The organism is Pseudomonas extremorientalis, assembly GCF_024584605.1.
GTDB lineage: Bacteria > Pseudomonadota > Gammaproteobacteria > Pseudomonadales > Pseudomonadaceae > Aquipseudomonas > Aquipseudomonas extremorientalis.
Window position 1 is genome coordinate 6,267,783 of the sequence record NZ_CP089519.1, and the last position, 19,647, is coordinate 6,287,429.

At 62.2% G+C, this 19,647-nt stretch carries 15 protein-coding genes; 10 read left to right on the forward strand and 5 right to left on the reverse strand.

Annotation, left to right across the window (positions count from 1 at the left end; genetic code table 11):
* Window positions 1–41: 41 nt before the first annotated feature.
* The 3 genes from LUU92_RS28555 to LUU92_RS28565 all read right to left on the reverse strand — a co-directional run bounded on the left by LUU92_RS28555 (window position 42) and on the right by LUU92_RS28565 (window position 2,778).
* Complete coding sequence (locus LUU92_RS28555) at window positions 42–1,127, reverse strand: 5-(carboxyamino)imidazole ribonucleotide synthase (RefSeq protein ID WP_257102954.1); 1,086 nt, start codon at window positions 1,125–1,127, stop codon at window positions 42–44.
* 11 nt (window positions 1,128–1,138) lie between these two features.
* Window positions 1,139–1,630: a 5-(carboxyamino)imidazole ribonucleotide mutase gene (gene purE / locus LUU92_RS28560; protein ID WP_003176980.1), complete on the reverse strand. Its 492-nt coding sequence runs from the start codon at window positions 1,628–1,630 to the stop codon at window positions 1,139–1,141.
* Between the two features lie 239 nt (window positions 1,631–1,869).
* Window positions 1,870–2,778, reverse strand: coding sequence for a LysR substrate-binding domain-containing protein (locus tag LUU92_RS28565; protein WP_071490828.1), 909 nt, complete (start codon window positions 2,776–2,778; stop codon window positions 1,870–1,872).
* Between the two features lie 182 nt (window positions 2,779–2,960).
* Between LUU92_RS28565 and aspA the strand changes: the two genes are divergently transcribed.
* The 7 genes from aspA to LUU92_RS28600 all read left to right on the forward strand — a co-directional run bounded on the left by aspA (window position 2,961) and on the right by LUU92_RS28600 (window position 15,266).
* A complete protein-coding gene (gene aspA, locus LUU92_RS28570; RefSeq protein WP_071490829.1) occupies window positions 2,961–4,385 on the forward strand; it encodes an aspartate ammonia-lyase in 1,425 nt (474 codons plus the stop codon).
* Between the two features lie 380 nt (window positions 4,386–4,765).
* Window positions 4,766–6,217, forward strand: coding sequence for an alanine/glycine:cation symporter family protein (locus tag LUU92_RS28575; RefSeq protein WP_071490830.1), 1,452 nt, complete (start codon window positions 4,766–4,768; stop codon window positions 6,215–6,217).
* Between the two features lie 77 nt (window positions 6,218–6,294).
* Entirely contained in the window at window positions 6,295–7,272 is a 978-nt protein-coding gene (locus tag LUU92_RS28580) for an asparaginase (RefSeq protein WP_071490831.1), read from the forward strand.
* Window positions 7,273–7,323: 51 nt separating this feature from the next.
* Window positions 7,324–8,316 (forward strand): AraC family transcriptional regulator, encoded by a 993-nt coding sequence (locus LUU92_RS28585; RefSeq protein ID WP_257102955.1) that lies wholly within the window; start codon window positions 7,324–7,326, stop codon window positions 8,314–8,316.
* 131 nt (window positions 8,317–8,447) lie between these two features.
* A complete protein-coding gene (locus LUU92_RS28590; RefSeq protein ID WP_071490833.1) occupies window positions 8,448–9,482 on the forward strand; it encodes a histone deacetylase family protein in 1,035 nt (344 codons plus the stop codon).
* On the forward strand, window positions 9,479–10,570 hold the full coding sequence (locus LUU92_RS28595) for a polyamine ABC transporter substrate-binding protein (RefSeq protein WP_071490834.1): 1,092 nt from the start codon (window positions 9,479–9,481) through the stop codon (window positions 10,568–10,570). Before LUU92_RS28590 ends, LUU92_RS28595 begins: the two co-directional genes overlap by 4 nt.
* A gap of 103 nt (window positions 10,571–10,673) precedes the next feature.
* Complete coding sequence (locus LUU92_RS28600; RefSeq protein WP_257102956.1) at window positions 10,674–15,266, forward strand: sbcc family protein; 4,593 nt, start codon at window positions 10,674–10,676, stop codon at window positions 15,264–15,266.
* Between the two features lie 65 nt (window positions 15,267–15,331).
* On the opposite strand, the gene pdxR is transcribed toward LUU92_RS28600, so the two are convergent.
* Window positions 15,332–16,876: a MocR-like pyridoxine biosynthesis transcription factor PdxR gene (gene pdxR / locus LUU92_RS28605; RefSeq protein WP_257102957.1), complete on the reverse strand. Its 1,545-nt coding sequence runs from the start codon at window positions 16,874–16,876 to the stop codon at window positions 15,332–15,334.
* Between the two features lie 87 nt (window positions 16,877–16,963).
* Between pdxR and LUU92_RS28610 the strand changes: the two genes are divergently transcribed.
* Genes LUU92_RS28610 through LUU92_RS28620 form a run of 3 tightly spaced genes read left to right on the forward strand, consistent with a single transcriptional unit; the run spans window position 16,964 to window position 18,739 of the window.
* Window positions 16,964–17,605 (forward strand): FMN-binding negative transcriptional regulator, encoded by a 642-nt coding sequence (locus tag LUU92_RS28610; protein WP_257102958.1) that lies wholly within the window; start codon window positions 16,964–16,966, stop codon window positions 17,603–17,605.
* A complete protein-coding gene (locus LUU92_RS28615) occupies window positions 17,602–18,048 on the forward strand; it encodes a GNAT family N-acetyltransferase (RefSeq protein WP_071490838.1) in 447 nt (148 codons plus the stop codon). The genes LUU92_RS28610 and LUU92_RS28615 overlap by 4 nt, the downstream gene beginning before the upstream one ends.
* A 10-nt stretch (window positions 18,049–18,058) precedes the next feature.
* Window positions 18,059–18,739 carry a GNAT family N-acetyltransferase gene (locus tag LUU92_RS28620; protein WP_257102959.1) on the forward strand — a complete coding sequence of 227 codons (681 nt, stop codon included), beginning with the start codon at window positions 18,059–18,061 and terminating at the stop codon, window positions 18,737–18,739.
* A 3-nt stretch (window positions 18,740–18,742) separates the two neighbouring features.
* On the opposite strand, the gene LUU92_RS28625 is transcribed toward LUU92_RS28620, so the two are convergent.
* Entirely contained in the window at window positions 18,743–19,642 is a 900-nt protein-coding gene (locus LUU92_RS28625) for a homocysteine S-methyltransferase family protein (protein WP_071490840.1), read from the reverse strand.
* Window positions 19,643–19,647 lie beyond the last annotated feature (5 nt).

A 19,647-nucleotide genomic window follows, 5' to 3' on the forward strand; every position in this document is an offset into this window, starting at 1 on the left:
AGAGGACGGCGGTCGCCGAATGGTTCCCGCCGCTCCCTGGCTTATTGCTCGGCGATCAACGCTTCGACCTTGAGGATCTGCGCTTGCAGCGTCGCACGGTCTTTGCAGCGCAGGTTAGCGTGGCCGACCTTGCGCCCGGCCTTGAAGGCCTTGCCATAGTGATGCAGATGGCAGTCGTCGATGGCGATGACTTTTTCCACGGGCGGCACCACACCAATGAAGTTGAGCATGGCGCTCTCACCGACCTTGGCCGTGGAACCCAACGGCAAGCCCGCCACCGCCCGCAGATGGTTTTCGAACTGGCTGCACTCGGCACCTTCGGTGGTCCAGTGCCCGGAGTTGTGCACGCGCGGGGCGATTTCGTTGGCCTTGAGGCCACCGTCGACTTCAAAGAACTCGAACGCCATCACGCCGACGTAATCCAGCTGCTTGAGTACACGGCTGGAATAGTCTTCGGCCAGCGCTTGCAACGGGTGGTCGGTGCTGGCCACGGACAGCTTGAGGATGCCGCTGTCATGGGTGTTGTGCACCAATGGGTAGAAGCGGGTTTCGCCATCACGGGCACGCACGGCGATCAGCGAGACTTCACCGGTGAATGGCACGAAGCCTTCCAACAGGCAGGCGACGCTGCCCAGCTCGGCGAAGGTGCCGACCAGATCGGCGGCGGTGCGCAGGACTTTCTGGCCCTTGCCGTCGTAACCCAGGGTGCGGGTTTTCAGCACGGCGGGCAGACCGATGCTGGCGACCGCGGCATCCAGGTCCGCCTGGGACTGGATATCGGCGAAGGCCGGGGTCGGAATGCCCAGGTCCTTGAACATGCTTTTCTCGAACCAGCGGTCACGGGCGATGCGCAGGGCTTCGGCGCTCGGGTATACCGGCACGAATTGCGACAGGAACGCCACGGTTTCAGCCGGAACGCTTTCGAACTCGAAGGTCACCAGGTCGACTTCGTCGGCCAGTTGACGCAGGTGGTCCGGGTCGCTGTAGTCAGCGCGCAGGTGTTCACCCAAGGCCGCCGCACAGGCATCCGGCGCCGGGTCCAGGAAAGCGAAGTTCATCCCCAGCGGGGTTCCCGCCAGGGCCAGCATGCGGCCCAGTTGGCCGCCACCGATTACACCGATTTTCATCGTCAACAACCTCAGGCGATGCGTGGGTCTGGATTGTCCAGCACGCTGTCTGTCTGCTCAGCACGGAATTTTTTCAGCACCGCATGGAATTGCGGGTGCTTGGCGCCCAGGATACTGGCGGACAGCAGGGCGGCGTTGATCGCGCCGGCCTTGCCGATCGCCAGGGTCGCCACCGGGATACCGGCCGGCATCTGCACGATGGACAACAGCGAATCCACGCCCGAGAGCATCGCCGACTGCACAGGCACGCCGAGCACCGGCAGGTGGGTCTTGGCCGCACACATGCCGGGCAGGTGCGCTGCACCGCCGGCACCGGCGATGATCACCTCGATGCCACGGGATTCTGCTTCATCGGCATACTGGAACAGCAAATCCGGAGTGCGGTGGGCGGAGACCACTTTCACTTCGTAGGGAATGCCGAGTTTTTCCAGCATATCGGCGGTGTGGCTAAGGGTGGACCAATCGGACTTGGAGCCCATGATCACGCCAACCAATGCACTCATCGTCGTGCCTCTTCTCTCTGGGCGCCCACAGGCGCGTCAAAAAACAACAAGCCACGCGGGAAATCCGGCGTGGCTTGGTGTACGAATTAAGGCCGGTTGGACCGGCCGAAGGCCGCGCAGTATACCGTAATAATCCAGATAAACAGCCCCTGGGATGACCATCTGTCTAGCGGCGCAAAGTGGCGGTTTTATTGACTTTGAAGTCAGTCCAAGGCACCACGAAACCTTGTGCGAGGAGCTCACGTATTCTGCGCCGCCCCGCCTTCGAGCTTGCGCCACAACAACCGCACATTCGCCTTGCGTACCAAGGCACAGCGGTACAGGCGGATCTCCAGCGGCACATGCCATTGCGGCCCACCGCAGACCACCAGCTCACCACGCGCCAGCTCGGCACGCACGCTCAACTGCGGCACCCAGGCAATGCCCAGGCCTTCCAGGGCCATGCTCTTGAGGCTGTCGGCCATGGCGGTTTCGTACACCGTGGTGAAGCGCAGCGCACGCTGGCGCAGCAGCAAATTCACCGAGCGACCGAGAAACGCGCCGGCGCTGTAGGCCAGCAACGGGACGCTGCCGTCGCCTTCCAGGTCGAACATCGGTTTGCCGTCGGCATCGGCGGCACACACCGGGAGCATTTCGGTGTTGCCCAGATGCAGTGACGGGAAGATGTCCGAATCCATTTGCATCGCGGCGTCGGGATCGTAGAACGCCAGCATCAGGTCACAACCGCCTTCACGCAGGGCGTGCACAGCGTCGCCGACGTTGGTGGCCACCAGCCGCGTGGCGATGTTCAAGCCTTCGTTGCGCAGTTGCGCGATCCAGCGCGGGAAGAAGCCCAGGGCCAGGGAGTGCGCCGCAGCCACTTGCATGACCTCGCCCTGCCCGCCTTCCAGGTGATGCAAATGGCGCAGCACTTCACCGAGCTGCTCGACCACCGTGCGGGCAGTGACCAGGAACAACTGGCCCGCCGCCGTCAGCTCCACCGGCGTGCGCGAGCGGTTGACCAGGGTCAGACCCAGGGCCGCCTCCAGGCTGCGGATGCGTCGGCTGAACGCCGGCTGGGTGACGAAGCGCCGCTCCGCCGCCTGGGAAAAACTGCGGGTCGCCGCCAAGGCGCTGAAGTCTTCCAGCCATTTGCTCTCAAGGTTCATTACTGCCTCCCGTGGGTACGCACCATTTTGGCACACACGCCCGCCATGATAACCGGGTCACACTCACATTATGCCGTTTGTGCATAGGCCAGTGTTTAACAGCATTGGCCCAAAAAGTTCTACAAGCCTAGCATTCGCAGCGTTCCGGCCAGTTCCGGGTCCATATCGAGATGATTTCCGTCATGTCCTCCGCTGCATCTTTCCGTACCGAAAAAGACCTGCTTGGCGTACTTGAAGTACCGGCTCAAGCGTATTACGGCATCCAGACCCTGCGAGCGGTGAACAACTTCCGCCTCTCGGGCGTTCCGATTTCGCATTACCCGAAATTGGTGGTCGGTCTGGCGATGGTCAAGCAAGCGGCGGCTGACGCCAACCGCGAGTTGGGCCAGCTCAGCGAAGCCAAGCACGCTGCCATCAGCGAAGCCTGTGCCCGTCTGATCCGCGGCGATTTCCACGAAGAGTTCGTGGTGGACATGATTCAAGGCGGCGCCGGCACTTCAACCAACATGAATGCCAACGAAGTCATCGCCAACATCGCGTTGGAGGCCATGGGCCACAAGAAGGGCGAGTACCAGTACCTGCACCCCAACAACGACGTGAACATGGCGCAGTCGACCAACGACGCCTACCCGACCGCGATCCGCCTGGGTCTGCTGCTGGGCCATGACGCGCTGCTGGCCAGCCTCGACAGCCTGATCCAGGCCTTCGCCGCCAAGGGCGAAGAATTCAGCCACGTACTGAAAATGGGCCGCACCCAGTTGCAAGACGCCGTGCCGATGACCCTGGGCCAGGAATTCCGCGCCTTCGCCACCACCCTGGGTGAAGACCTGGCACGCCTGAAAACCCTGGCGCCTGAGCTGCTGACGGAAGTAAACCTGGGCGGCACCGCCATCGGTACCGGCATCAACGCCGACCCGCGCTACCAGGCCCTGGCCGTACAGCGCCTGGCGGTAATCAGCGGCCAGCCGGTCGTGCCGGCTGCGGACCTGATCGAAGCCACCTCCGACATGGGCGCCTTCGTGCTGTTCTCCGGCATGCTCAAGCGTACTGCGGTGAAGCTGTCGAAGATCTGCAACGACCTGCGCCTGCTGTCCAGCGGCCCACGCACCGGCATCAACGAGATCAACCTGCCGGCCCGCCAGCCAGGCAGCTCGATCATGCCCGGCAAGGTCAACCCGGTGATCCCGGAAGCCGTGAACCAGGTGGCGTTCCAGGTCATCGGTAACGATCTGGCCCTGACCATGGCGGCCGAAGGCGGCCAACTGCAACTGAACGTGATGGAGCCGCTGATCGCCTTCAAGATCTTCGACTCGATCCGCCTGCTGCAACGTGCCATGGACATGCTGCGCGAGCACTGCATCGTCGGCATCACCGCCAACGAAGCCCGCTGCCGCGAACTGGTGGAGCACTCCATCGGCCTGGTTACCGCGCTGAACCCGTACATCGGCTATGAAAACGCCACCCGCATCGCCCGTATCGCCCTCGAAAGCGGCCGTGGCGTGCTGGAACTGGTGCGCGAAGAAGGCTTGCTCGACGACGCCATGCTCGACGACATCCTGCGCCCCGAAAACATGATTGCTCCACGCTTGGTCCCGCTGAAGGCCTAAGCGTTTGTTGCACCGCTCACCAGGCTGAGGGACTAGACACCTCTCACCTTTTGAGGGCCTGAAGGCTCGTTCTTCAGGCCCTTTTTTTTGCCCCGAGGTTGTGAAATGAAGCCTATAAAAACGCGAATATCGCTCTGCAAGCCCACCGCCCAGCTGAAACCTTTAATCGCCCCGAGCAGACGGATCACGTTCGCCTAGGTATAGTGCCGCCCCTCTTCGCGTCAGAGATCGTCGGTTACGAGGTCCTGTACAGCGCGAAACCGCATGAATAACAACACCCGCAAAAGGATTGGGGTCGAACGTCGTGCACTGCCTGGTGCTGAGCGATAGCGTCGAACCGTCCTGCGTTTGCCATTAGAAAAATCAGCGAGGAACACTCCATGCTCGAAGTCATCAACGACTTCCTCTCAGGGAAAGTACTGATCGTGCTCATTGTCGGGCTCGGCGGTTATTTCACGATTCGCTCGCGTTTCGTACAACTGCGTCACTTCTTCCACATGTTTTCGGTGTTTCGCGACAGCCTGAAAAACAGCTCCGACCAGCTCAGCTCCTTCCAGGCGCTGATGCTCAGCCTGGCCGGTCGCGTGGGTGCCGGTAACATTGCCGGTGTCGGTATTGCCGTGACACTGGGTGGCCCGGGCGCCGTGTTCTGGATGTGGGTTACCGCACTGGTGGGCATGTCGTCGAGCTTTATCGAGTGCTCCCTCGGCCAGCTGTACAAGCGCACCGACGCGGAAGGCACCTTCCGTGGCGGCCCGGCCTACTACATCCAGCACGGTTTGCAAAAGCGCTGGCTGGGCATGGTCATGGCGTTCCTGTTGCTGGTGACCTTCGGTTTTGCTTTCAACGGCCTGCAAGCCCACGCCGTGACCCACTCGCTTAACAACGCCTTTGGCCTGGACACCACCTACACTGGCCTGGCGCTGGCGGTACTGCTGGGCCTGGTGTTCATCGGCGGGATCAAGCGCATCGCCTCGATTGCCGACCTGCTGGTGCCGGTCAAGACCCTGGTCTACATCGCCGTGACTCTCTATGTAATCGTGCTGCAATTCGACCATGTGCCGGCCATGCTCGCGACCATCGTCAAGAGCGCCTTCGGCCTCGACCAGGCCTTCGGGGGCCTGGTGGGCAGCGCGATCATCATGGGTGTGAAGCGCGGCGTGTTCGCCAACGAAGCCGGCCTGGGCAGTGCGCCTAACGTGGCGGCGGTGGCGTCGGTCGAACACCCGATCGCCCAGGGCGTGGTGCAGGCGTTCAGCGTGTTCCTCGATACCTTCGTGATCTGCACCTGTACCGCGTTGCTGATCCTGCTCTCCGGCTTCTACACCCCGGGCTTCGAAGGCGACGGCATTGCCCTGACCCAGAACTCCCTGGCGGCGGTGGTGGGCGACTGGGGCCGCATGTTCATCTCGGTGGCCCTGGCGTTGTTCGTGTTCACCTCGATCATGTACAACTACTACCTGGGCGAGAGCAATCTGCGCTTCCTGGTAGGCAACAACCGCAAGGTGCTGATGGGCTACCGCGCCCTGGTGCTGGTGCTGATTTTCTGGGGTTCCATCGAGAACCTGAGCACCGTGTTCGCCTTCGCCGACATCACCATGACCCTGCTCGCGTTCGTCAACCTGTTCGCCCTGGCGTTCCTGTTCAAGATCGCCATGCGCATCCTCAACGACTACGACAACCAGCGCGCCGCAGGCATCAAGACCCCGGTATTCGATTCCAGCCAGTTCCCTGACCTGGACCTGGACCGCAAGGCCTGGCCAGCCAACCCGGTCAAGCCTGAGCCAAGCGCTCAAACTACCGCTGAACTGAACGCTCAAGCGCAACGCTGAGTGTAGAGAGATGACACGCCGCCCGGCCTTGGGCATGCTCTGGGCCCGGCGGCGTTTTTCGTTCAGGAGAAAATTCGATGTCCCCAGCTAACAACGTGATGGTGCTCTACACCGGTGGCACTATCGGCATGCAGGCCAGCGCCAACGGCCTGGCGCCCGCTTCAGGTTTTGAGGCGCGTATGCGCGAACAGCTTGCCGACGCGCAAGTGCCCGCCTGGCGCTTCCAGGAAATGTCGCCGCTGATCGACAGCGCCAACATGACCCCCGTCTACTGGCAGCGCCTGCACGCCGCCGTGGTTGAGGCGGTGGACGCCGGCTGCGACGCCGTACTGATCCTGCACGGCACTGACACGCTGGCCTACAGTGCCGCCGCCATGAGCTTCCAACTGCTCGGCCTGCCGGCGCCGGTGGTGTTCACCGGCTCCATGCTACCCGCCGGCGTGCCCGACAGCGATGCCTGGGAAAACGTCAGCGGTGCCTTGGCGGCGCTGGGCGAAGGCCTGGCGCCGGGCGTGCAGTTGTTCTTCCACGGTGCGCTGATGGCGCCGACCCGCTGCGCGAAAATCCGCAGTTTCGGTCGCCACCCGTTTGCTGCCCTGCAGCGCAATGGCGGCGTCGCCCAGGCCGAAATGATCCCGGCCGCCCTGCATTACCGTCAGCCCAAAGCCGTGGCCAACGTCGGTGTGCTGCCGCTGGTGCCGGGTATTGCCGCCGGGCAACTGGATGCACTGATCGACAGCGGCATTCAGGCGTTGGTGCTGGAATGCTTCGGCAGCGGCACCGGGCCGAGCGACAACCCGGCGTTCCTGGCCAGCCTCCAACGCGCGCACGATCAAGACGTTGTGGTGGTGGCGATCACCCAATGCCATGAAGGCGGTGTGGAGCTGGATGTGTACGAAGCGGGCAGCCGTTTGCGCGGCGTCGGCGTGTTGTCCGGTGGCGGCATGACCCGCGAAGCGGTGTTCGGCAAGCTCAATGCACTGCTCGGTGCGGGGCTCGACACCGCCGAGGTTCGTCGCCTGGTGGAACTCGACCTGTGTGGCGAGCTGAGCTGACCGGCCTGTAACTTGCTTCCCTTCCAGCCATCCCCTGGCTGGAAGCCCCCTATGCTGCACTCCCACCTGACCACTCTCAACGCCGTGTCCCTGGTGCTTAACGCTTTCAAGGCCGAAGGCTTGCCGGCCCAGGAACTGCTGGCTGGCAGCGGCATCTGCGCGGCGGACTTGAGCCGCGCCGACACGCGCATCACCACCAACCAGGAGATGCGCGTGTGTGCCAATGCCGTAGCGCGGCGTCGGGATATCGGCCTGGAACTGGGCCGGCAGATGCATGTATCGGCCTATGGCATGCTCGGCTATGCCCTGCTCACCAGTGCCACCTTTGGTGACGCCTTGCGCCTGGCGCTGCACTACCCGGCGCTGTTGGGAACACTTTTCGAGCTGAGCCTGGAGGAAGATGGCCAGCGCGTCTGGTTCACCGCCTGTGATTATCGCGAAGACCCGACGCTTGAGATGTTCAATGTCGAATTGTGCCTGGCCTCGCTGAAGGTCATCTGCGACGACCTGCTGGGCCAGCCGCTGCCACTGCTCGCCGCACGCTTCGAGTACGACGCCCCGGACTACTGCGCGCGTTATACCGAAAGCTTCCCTTGCCCGTTGCAGTTCCAGGCCACCGCCAACGCGTTTGCCTTCGATCGGCACTGGCTCGAACAGCCACTGCCGCTGGCAGACGCCGTCACCCACCAGGCCATGGCCGAGCGCTGCCGCAAGCAGAACCTGGAGTTCACCGGGCGCCGGGCCTGGCTGGGCAGGATTCGCCAGTTGCTCACCGCGCAACTCAACGCCGCGCCGGGCCTGGAAGGCCTGGCCATGCAGATGAACTGCTCGGCGCGCACCCTGCGCCGGCATTTGCACGACCAGGGTTGCAGCTACCAGGAGCTGTTGGACGAGTTGCGCTTCGAGCGCGCCAAGCAACTGCTGGCGGAGGACCAGTGGCCGATCTACCGGATTGCCGAGGCCTTGGGGTTCAGCGAAACAGCGAGTTTCCGGCATGCATTTGTGCGCTGGAGCGGCGTAGCACCGAGCCAATTTCGAGCATGATGCGCCATTGAGGGGCGAATTACGGACAGACACTTTGGCCATATTCATCCCCTTTTGGCCGCTCCTGCCGTTCTCTTGAACCGCGCCCACCGCAAGACTGCATGCACCGACCCAGCCTGCGGAGAACAAGAATGCTGACGATCTACTCGGACGATCACCACCTGCACCACGGCCGCTGCGAATTGATGGACGGGCAACTGATGCCCTGCTTCGAAATGCCCTCGCGGGCCGACCATGTGCTGCAGCGGGTCAAGGACCGCGAATTGGGGCCAGTGCAGGCGCCATACGACTTTGGCCTGGCGCCTTTGCAGCGCATTCACAACCGCGACTACCTGGATTTCTTCAAAGGCGCCTGGGCGCGCTGGACCGAATACGGCGAGGACGGCGATCTGCTGCCCTACACCTGGCCCGCGCGCACCCTGCGCCGCGTGCTGCCCACCAGCCTGCACGGCCAATTGGGCTATTACAGTTTCGACGGCGGCGCGCCGATTACCGCCGGGACCTGGCAGGCGGCCTACTCGGCGGCGCAAGTGGCGCTCACCGCACAACAGGCGATCCAGCGCGGCGCCCACAGTGCGTTCGCGTTGTGCCGCCCACCGGGCCATCACGCCGCCAGCGACTTGATGGGCGGTTATTGCTACCTGAACAACGCCGCGATTGCCGCCCAGGCGTTTCTCGACCAGGGCCACCGCAAGGTCGCGATCCTCGATGTGGACTACCACCACGGCAACGGCACCCAGTCGATTTTCTACGACCGCCGCGATGTGCTGTTTACCTCGATCCACGGTCACCCGGAGGCCGAGTTTCCGTTTTTCCTGGGCTATGCCGATGAGAGGGGCGAAGGTGCCGGCGAAGGCTTCAACTTCAACTACCCGCTGCCCGCCGGCTCCGGCTGGGACACCTGGAGCGCAGCACTGGAGCAGGCCTGCCGGGAGATCGAACACTACGGCGCCGACATCCTCGTGGTCTCGCTGGGCGTGGACACCTTCAAGGATGACCCGATCTCCCAGTTCAAGCTCGACAGCCCGGACTACCTGACCATGGGCGCGCGCATCGCACGCCTGGGCAAGCCGACGCTGTTCGTGATGGAAGGCGGTTACGCGGTGGAAGAAATCGGCATCAACGCCGTCAATGTGCTCGAAGGTTTTGAGGGGGCCGCCCAATGAATATGCTCAAGTCGCTTGTGCTCTGCGCCGCCGTGCTGAGCAGCACCGCACACGCCGAAGAAAAAACCCTGAAAGTCTATAACTGGTTCGACTACATCACGCCCAAGGCACTGGAGGATTTCAAGGCGCAGAACCCGAAGATCAAGCTGGTCTACGACATCTTCGACACCAACGAAGCACTGGAGGCCAAGCTGCTCACCGGCAACTCCGGCTATGACGTGGTGGTGCCCTCCAACGTGTTCCTCGCCAAGCAGATCGAAGCCGGCGTGTTCCAGCCCCTGGACCGCAGCCAATTGCCCAACTGGAACCACCTCGACCCCAAGCTGATGAAGCTGATCGAGGCCAATGACCCCGGCAATAAATTCGCCGTGCCCTACATGTACGGCACCATCCTGATCGGCTTCAACCCGGCCAAGGTCAAGGCTGCGCTCGGCGACAACGCTGCGGTGGACAGCTGGGACCTGATTTTCAAGGAAGAGAACATCAGCAAGCTCAAGCAATGCGGCGTGGCCCTGCTCGACTCGCCTTCGGAGATCCTGCCGTTGGCCCTGCAGCACCTGGGCCTGGACCCCAACAGCAGCAACCCCAAGGACTACGTCAAGGCCGAGGCGCTGTTGATGAAGATCCGCCCGTACATCACCTATTTCCATTCGTCCAAGTACATGGCCGATATCGCCAACGGTGACATTTGCGTGGCCGTGGGTTATTCGGGCAGCTTCTCCCAGGCGGCCAACCGCGCCAAGGAGGCCAGGAACGGCGTAGTGGTGGATATGCGCCTGCCCAAGGAGGGCGCGCCGATCTGGTTCGACATGCTCGCCATTCCCAAGGGCGCGCAGAACCCACAGGACGCCTACACCTTTATCAACTACCTGCTGCAACCCCAGGTGATCGCGCCGATCAGCGATTTTGTCGGCTACCCCAACCCGAACAAGGATGCGACCGAACAGGTCGACCCGGCGATCCGCAACAACCCCAACCTGTACCCCACCGAGGCGGCGATGGCGGGGCTCTATACCCTGAAACCCCTGGGCCGTGATGCCGAACGTGCCAGGACCCGCGCCTGGACCAAGATCAAGTCCGGCACCTGAGACGCATACATAAACACCGCCCTCCTGACAGCGCGCTTTCTAGCATGGGCATACCCGAGGCAGAGCCTCGGCCTATGCCCATCACAAGCCTGTCAGGTCTCCCATGACTTCAATCACAGACACCTCAGATTCGCCACTACTGCCACGCTTTTATTCCACCGCCACCCTGATCACTCAGTTGTCCACTGGCCCTGCGTTTAGGGAGGTGGCCGCCGCCTTGCTGCGACGTGAGCTCAAAGCGCGCTACCCCCAATTGGATATAGACCCCAATAGCACGATGGTTGGCACGCCGGTGTGGGACGTCGTCGGTGATCAAGTCGTGGCCAAGCCTCCCCAGTACCAGGCACTCGCCGACGTCCTGGCCAAACAGGCCGTACTCGGCGTACCGACGATCTATATCGAGGGTGAACACTTTCTCACCCGGCTGCCAATCGTTGAGCCAGCGGTGCACCTGCAGGTACGCATCGAAGAAATCGCCAACATTATCAATTTGCTGGCGCCAGTGATGATCACAGGCTTCCAGGAGCAACAGGCAGAATACTGGAACATGTCCGAGAACGGTTCAGCGCCCCATTGGCAGCAACTGTCCAGCGCCCTTCGCAGCTTTTGGAATGTCGAGACGGTGGACGGTTGGACGCATGAGGATTGCGTCATGGCGCGCAGCCTGTATGCCGCCCCGGATCCGGATGTCCGCAAACGCAATGATCCCTATGCGTCCCGTGCCTGTCTGGTGGACATTTTTCTGATCGACGACGACGGCAAAGCCACCCACCTCAATGACAGCCTGATCGCCGTACTGGTCGGCAGACAAAACGGCCAAGAGGTGCTGCTGACCTATTCGCCAGGGCACGGCTATGAAAAATTCAACTCGATCGAGGCCTTGGGAGCCGCGTTGGAGAATTACCTGCCAGACCGTGCGCTGGGCAAGAAAATCGATTGGCGCCTGTTCGAGCCCGACGGCAACTTTTTCGACCAGCAAGCCTGCATCTTGATCTCCATTCAAATCGACGCCATCGGCGCCATCCGCTTTACGGACACGACGCTACAGCTGCCCGGTTCCGTCACGGCCCCTGCCGGCAATGACCAGCCCCGGCGCTCCCCTGGCCTCGACTGGTTCAGGGACGCCTTGCCCGATTGGCTCAGCGAGGCTTCCAGCCCGGAACAGGACGCCTATGGCCGCCACCTCAAAGACCTGGCAGCACTGCATAGCCTGAACGAGGGCCACGCCTACGACGACGGCATTGCCCCCATCGAGCAATACGCACTCGATGCGCTGAAAGCGCAGATGAACAAAGACCACAAAGACGCCAAGCATCTGGCCTTGGACAAGATCGACATCGTGGTCCAGAGCCCTGTCATCTGGGGTACGTTCACGGTGCCCGGACAAACCGTGACCACCACGTTCAGCCTGGCGCAACTGGCCCTGCAAAACCTGATCGCCCTGCCGTTGGGCAACAAGACCCTACGCAGAAGCAACGGCGGCACAATTCCCGAGTGGCTCACCGTCGGCTACCTGGAAACCCTGATTACCCGCATCGACATCGGCAGCGCCTACCCGGCGTTGATCAAAAGCAAACTGCTGGATGACCCGATAGAGTCGTCGCGACGTGAGAAGCTCTACACCAGCCATCTACGCATTCAGCTACCGCTGTTGGCGCTCCACTACAAACTCAATCAAAAAGGGGGCATCGACGAACGCGGATACCGTTATGTGACGGCCGTGATGCAGGACAACGCAGCGGATCGCACAGTGGAGGGCAATACTATCGTCATACGGCCGTTGGCCTTTCTGACGAAAAACGGCAACGGCAAACCGAACACCGTCGCGAACATGTTTGTGATCGGTCCCGCCGATCTGCATGCCGGGCCCTGCTTACTTTACCGTCCACTGCTCGACGAGCCCCTGAGCCAATACCCATCTCCCGCCAATCTGATCTACGCGATCCAGCAATCCCCGAGCCTGCGCGAATCGGTGCTCGCCTGGTTGCCGGATAGCGTGCGCACGGATTACAGCCGGTATGTGTTTCCAGGCACCTTACCGTCGCCCTGGTCGGTGGTGGATTTCCTGGTAGAACCGGCCAAAGTGCTGAGCCTGAGCGGCCCGCTGCTGCTGGGCGAGGAAACCCTCAATGGCGATAGGCTCGCCACCCTGTTCAAGGCCAACGCCAATGCACTGGTGACATTGGCCGATCGTCAGTCGGTCTCCAACGCGGATGCGCGCTGGGCTACCTTGGAGCGCACCGGCTGGCTGATATTCAACGCGGCCTTGCCGTTCCTCGGGCGCACGGCCGGGGTGGCGGCATGGATCTGGCAAATAATGGACCAACTGCAAGAAGTGGTCGACGCCGAAGAAGACCCACAACACCGCTCACGCTGGGGCGCCATCACTGACCTGCTGCTCAACCTGGGCATGGCCGTCACGCTGCACAGCGTGACCCGACAATCCAAACCATCGCGGCCCATCGCCCAGCAACCCATCCCGATCAAGCCAGCGCCGGAAAAAAGACCGGCGACCACGATTCGCAAGATCCCAGATGTCAAAATTTCTGAGATCCCTTCGGATCGCTCACAACCGTTGCACACCAGCGGCGCCACCCATCGTGGTGGATCACACCTGGCCGCGCTCCTGGACAGCTACAAAGTCGAAAAGCCCAGCAACCTTGGCGCGCCGATCAGCGAACGCGGCCCAAACCAGCATCTCTATAAGCTCGCCGACAAACTCTATGCGCCCGTGGGCAATCGTTGGTATCAAGTGATCGTTGATGAAAGTGGCAACGTCATCATCGTCGACTCGAAACAATTGTCCCGCCTCGGCCCTTTGCTGGTCAGCAATCGCCAAGGTAACTGGTTTATCGACACACGCCTGCGCCTGCGTGGTGGGGGACCCACATTGAAGGCACGGATAGCCAAGGCCCTGGCCGAAGAGCGTGCTCAACGCCTGCGTCGCCAACTGAGTGACTTCGAAAAAACCAAGAAAGACGCCCAGGCCGAGCTGCAAAAAGCTTATGAGGCCATGACTCAGGGCACTGCCGACACCGCAGAGACACGCCGACAAAACTACTTGCAGACCTTGGTCGCTCAACGCGACAACTACGAAACCGTGCTGCAACAGCTCAAGCAGCTGAATGTCTTCGCGCCGTCAGCGGACTACGCCACCAAAGCCATCTCCTACGTCAAGGTGCAGATTGAATTCACTTACGCGGGCATCCGCGAGGCTCTCACCCGCTTTGCCCCGATGATGCGCAAGGTACTGGACCAACTCCATAGCCCAACGAGCCAACGGCCCTTCGACGACGCGCGCCAGATGATCGACCTGACCCAGGACATGCTCGACCGCCTTGACTACATGAACACCCGCTTCGATGAACTCAGGCAACTGTCCAAGGAAGGCTTCACGTTGATCCGCGACACTAAAAGCACATTGCCGCATTACCCCCGCGAACACCTCACGGCCCTGCAGGTCACCCTCACTCGCCACCTGTGCCTGGCGGAGGATACGCTGGCCTCCGCCCCAGAGGCCTGGTCAACCATCGACTCGATCGTCGACACCGCCGATATCGCCATTCAATGCCTGACCGATACGTTGAAAGAGCGCAGCGAGTCGCGCCTCGACGAACGTATCGGCACACTGGGCAGCCTGGTCGGCCAGTTCCAGGTCATCGGGGAACGCCTGAGTGACTTTGCCGAACGCTATACAGCGCATACGCAACCGACTCGGATACAGGGTCTGCGCGACCAGCTCAAGGCGTTCAGCCGGGAGGCCACACAGAACCTGGCGCTGTTGAGTGTCGAAAGAGATGCCCTCAGGCTGCGACCTATCCCGCCACCATTGCCACCACGGCCAAACAGCCAATTCATCCGCACGCGCTACGAGGGTATCCGCATCGGCGAACCGCGCCTGTCGCCCACCGGGGAGCAAACCGACCTGGTGGATATCCGCTCGCCGATCACCCAAAAGATCATTGCCACCTATCATCAGAAATCCCCGGGGGTGTGGGTTGAGCGCGTCCAGACGTCGACAGAGCCGGCAGCTACCCTCGATATTCAGGCCGCCGTCCGCGAAGGCCAGGCCTTGCTGGACACGCTGCCTGAGTTCCTGCGCCAGGCAGATGTCCGGGCCAACCAGGAGGAGCGCACAACCTTAGGCATCGAAAACCTCTATCACCAGCAAGCCTTGCGCCTGGAACGCGCCAGCGAAGCCATCGACCAGGCCTTGACCCAAGGAAACATCACCGAAAACGTCAATCAACCGGCCAGTGCCGTCAACAAAGCGCTCGATACGGCTATTGCTCAGCTATACCGACGCAGCCGCGAACACCTGCTCAGGCTGCACAAGACGCAGGCACCAACGATCGAGAATGTCGAGTGGCTGCTCAATCACAATGAAATCAAGATCAAGAAGACAATCACCCGACGCAAACTCAAAAGTCCCCGGCCCGACTACCTCGATGAGTACAGCATCGTCGAACGCAGCTCCGGCAAGCCGCTGTGGTATGCGCACTTCCACTACAGCGCCTCCTGGACACCGGCCAAGTACTACATCGCCGCACGTTTGAAAACCCCGGCCGAGCAGCTCAAGGGACTGGCCGCCGACACCACCGTAGGCCTGAGCGAAGCCCAAAGGATTGACTACTACCTCAGCGAGATCAGCCTGAAGCAGGCCGACCGACTGTTTTTCGAAAAGAAGGAGGCCTGAGTCGACGCCTTCTGCCTCTATTTATCTACCGTCCGGGTCACTCCTCCTGTCACTACCGTGCGCGCTTAGTCAACGACCTGCCACGCTGCGCGCAGGCGCTGCAATGCCAGGGCGATGGCATGCTCGGGTACCGCAGCAAATCCCAGCACGAGGCCGGCGCGCTGGTTCACTGGCGTGCTCGACTGTGCCAGCCAGTAACTGCTCAAACCGTTGACTTCGACCTCCACGGCCCGTGCCTGCGCAAGCAGTCGCTGTTCCCGAGCCAGGCTGGCGACCCGTACGGTCAGGTGCAGCCCTGCGCTGACAGGGGGTAACTCACCCACACCCGCCAGCCCCTTTGGCCAGCCGGCCAACAAAGCATTGCGCCGACTCAACGCAGCACGGCGCATGCGCCGGATATGCCGCTGGAAATGCCCCGCAGCCATGAACTCGGCCATTACCGCCTGGGTGCTGACTTCGGAGTGGCGCATGTCGACAGCACGGCGCCGGGCGAACGCCTCCACCAGGGCCGGCGGCAACACCAGGTAGCCCAGGCGCAACGCCGGAAAAGCCACCTTGCCGAAGGTGCCGACATAGAGCACGCGCCCACTGCGATCCAGCGCGGCCAGGGGCGACAACGGTGCACCGCTGTAGCGGTACTCGCCGTCGTAGTCGTCCTCGATGATCCAACCGCCCGTTCGCTCGGCCCAGGCCAGCAGTTCCAGGCGGCGCGCCAGGCTCATGACCACACCCAGCGGATACTGGTGGGAAGGCGTGACGTAAGCCACCCGACAATCCTCCAGGGTATTGAGCACTTGGCAATCAATACCCTCGCCATCCACCGGCACGCCATGCAATTTCCCGCCCGCCAGGGCGAACGCATGCCCGGCCGCGCGATAGCCGGGGTTTTCCACCGCCACGCCGTCCCCAGGCTCCACCAGCAACTGTGCACAAAGGCTGATTGCCTGCTGCGCGCCGCTGGTGATCACTATTTGTTCAGCCGTGCACTGCATGCCTCGTGAGCTGCGCAAGTAGGCGGCAATCAGGCCACGCAGGCGGCCGTCGCCCGCGGGGTCGCCGTAGCAGAGCAGCTCCAGGTCCGGCTTGCGCCAGAAGGCCCCGTTCAGCTTGGCCCAGACCTCGAACGGGAACAGATCGAAGGCTGGCACACCCACGCGAAATGCCCGTGGCGGCCCCACTGGCGGCAGAGACAGGTGATTGGTTTTGATCCGTGCCAAGCCCACGCTGTGGGTAACTTCACTGTCCAGGACTTCGGGTAAATCTGCCCATTTTGTGGATAAGTCTGGGGATAAGGCTGTTGAAAACCCTGTGGATACTTTTGTGGATAGTTTTTTGGCGGTGGGCAATTGGGCGACATAGGTGCCATCGCCAACCCGGCTTTCAATAAACCCCTCCGCATACAACTGATCGTAGGCGCGTACCACGCTATTGCGGGAAATCGACAACGCCGTCGCCAGGTCACGGGTGGCGGGAAGACGCGTCCCGCTGACCAACCGACCGTCCAGCACCCGCTGGCGCAGGGCGTCATACAGCTGGCGCGTCAGGCCTTGGCGGCGATCCAGTTCAATACCAGCGGGGTTGAACGACAGGGGCGGCGAGACAGGCGACATATTGGACCTATGAAATGGGTGCCAGATGGCTCTTTCAACGAGCCATTAGCCTGCCTAGGATGCAGGCATTCGCCAAGGAATTTTTCCATGTACACACCCCGCGCCTTTGCCCTCGACGATTTGCCCGAACTGCAGCAACTGATCCAGCACACCCGCCTGGCGCAGCTGGTGACCTTTGGCGAGCAAGGCCTGCAAGCCTGTCACTTGCCCTTGCTGCTCAACCCGGATGAAGGCCCCAACGGCATGCTTTACGGGCACCTGGCCAAAGCCAATCCGCAGTGGAAAGACCTGCAGAACGGCAGCGAAGCGCTGGTGATCTTTGCCGGTGCCGAGGCCTACATCAGCCCGGCGTTCTACCCGGCCAAGGCCGAGCACGGCAAAGTCGTGCCTACCTGGAACTACATCGCCGTGCACGCTTATGGCAAAGCCGAGGTATTCAACGATGCCGAGCGCTTGCTCGCGGTGGTCACTGCGCTGACCGATCGCCATGAAGGCGGCCGCGCCCAGCCCTGGAAGGTCAGCGACGCTCCGGCCGATTACATCGACGGCATGCTCAAGGCTATCGTCGGCTTCGCCCTGCCGATCGAACGCCTGATCGGTAAACGCAAACTCAGCCAGAACCGCAGCGCGGCCGACATGGCCGGCGTTCGTGCTGGCCTGGCAACCAGCGCCGATGTGCGCGACCAGACCCTCGCCCGCTTTATTCCCCCCCAAGGAGCCCCAGAATGAGCCCGATCGATATCCGCCAGGTCACCGCCGCCGACCACGCTGCCTGGCTGCCGCTGTGGCAGGCGTACTTGAAGTTCTATGAAACCGAACTACCGGACGCGGTCAGCCAAAGCACCTGGCAACGCTTGATCGACGCCAGCGAACCGACCCACTCGGCCCTGGCCTGGCAGGACGGCAAGGCGGTGGGCATGGTGAACTTCATCTACCATCGCTCCAATTGGAGCATCGAGAATTCCTGCTACCTTCAGGACTTGCTGGTGGACCCGGCCCAACGTGGCACCGGCGTCGGTCGCAAGCTGATCGAGTTCGTCTACGCCACCGCCAAGGCCGATGGCTGCGCCAAGGTGCACTGGCTGACCCACGAAACCAATGCCACCGCGATCCAACTCTACGAACGCATCGCCGAACGCCCTGGGTTCATCCAATTTCGCAAAGGTCTTTAAGGAGCGCAGCATGACTACTTCCCTCGCCGACTGGAAAGGCGCACCGGCCCCTACCGTCACACTGCTTGAAGGACGCTTCATCCGCCTGGAAAAACTCGACCCTGCACGCCATGGCGACGAGTTGTTCCAAGCCCTCCAGGGCCCCGGCGCCGACCCCAAGCTGTGGGACTACTTGCCATACGGCCCCTTCCCGGAACGTAGCGCCTTCAATGACTGGCTCAACAACCACGCGTCCCACAGCGACCCGTACTTCTTCTGCGTGGTCGACCGCCAGACCGGCCAGGTACAGGGCCTTCTCAGCCTGATGTCCATCGTCCCCGCACAGGGCCGCATCGAAATCGGCCATGTCACCTTCGGCGCGCCGATGCAGCGTTCGCCGAAAAGCACCGAAGCGGTGTACTTGCTGGCCAAATACGCGTTCGAACAGGGCTACCGCCGCCTGGAATGGAAGTGCAACAACGCCAACGCCCGCTCCAAGTACGCGGCCGAGCGGTTGGGCTTCAGCTTTGAAGGAGTGTTCCGCCAGCACATGGTGGTCAAGGGCAGGAACCGCGATACCGCGTGGTACTCGATCATCGACGCAGAATGGTCGGCAATCCAGGCCGGTTTCGAGGAGTGGCTGTCGGAGGCTAACCAGACCGGTTCAGGGCAGGTGAAAGGCCTGGCGGAGTGTCGCCGCCAGGCGCGCTGAGGCTTAGCCCAACTGCCGGGCCAGCACTGCAATGTGCTCCGGCCCGATCCCGCAGCACCCCCCCAGGTGGCTGGCACCCCGTGCTTGCCAGTCGGCAGCCCAGCGCAGGTAACCTGGCGGGTCGAGATCCTCGCGCAGCGGGTCCAGGCCATCATTGGCGGTGGCCTCCTTGGGTTGCGGCGGGAACGCGTTGGCATAGGCGCCGACCTGGATCGTCACCCCGAGGCGTTCGAACGTCTGGCAGGACGCGTCGATAGCCGCGCCGATCACTTCGGGCTGGCTGCAATTGAACAGCAGCACTTGCACGCCCAGTTGCGAAGCCGCTTCGGCCGCTTCAGCCACCGGTTCGCCGGAACGCAGGCGGGGAATCTCGTCAGTGTCTTCATCCTTGAGGGTAAACGACAGCCAGAACGGCTTACCGTCCTTGGGCAGGCCGGCGTGGATAGCACGTGCCTCGGCAATCGAGCTCTGAGTTTCCGCCAGCCACAGGTCGACATGGGGCGACAGGCCTTGCACCAGTGGGGTCAGCAATTCAGACACGCGCTGCGGTTCGAACAGGTCAGGGCGGTACGAACCAAACAACGGCGGCAGCGAACCGGCGACCAATACGGCTTTGCCCGAGGCCTCTACGGCACGGCGTGCCAATTCCCCGGCGAGTGCGGCCAACGCCTGGCCCTCTGCGGCAAAGCGCGCTTCTCCGATGTGAAACGGCACCACGGCATAGCTGTTGCTGGTGATGACGGTCGCACCGCTCTGGATATACGCCGCGTGTACCGCTTCCACCGCCTGCGGTGCTTCACTCAGTGCCAGTGCTGACCACTCCGGCTGCCGGAACGGCGCGCCCCGGCGTTGCAGTTCACGGCCCATGCCGCCATCAAGGATTACTGTGCGTGCCTTACCCATATGCC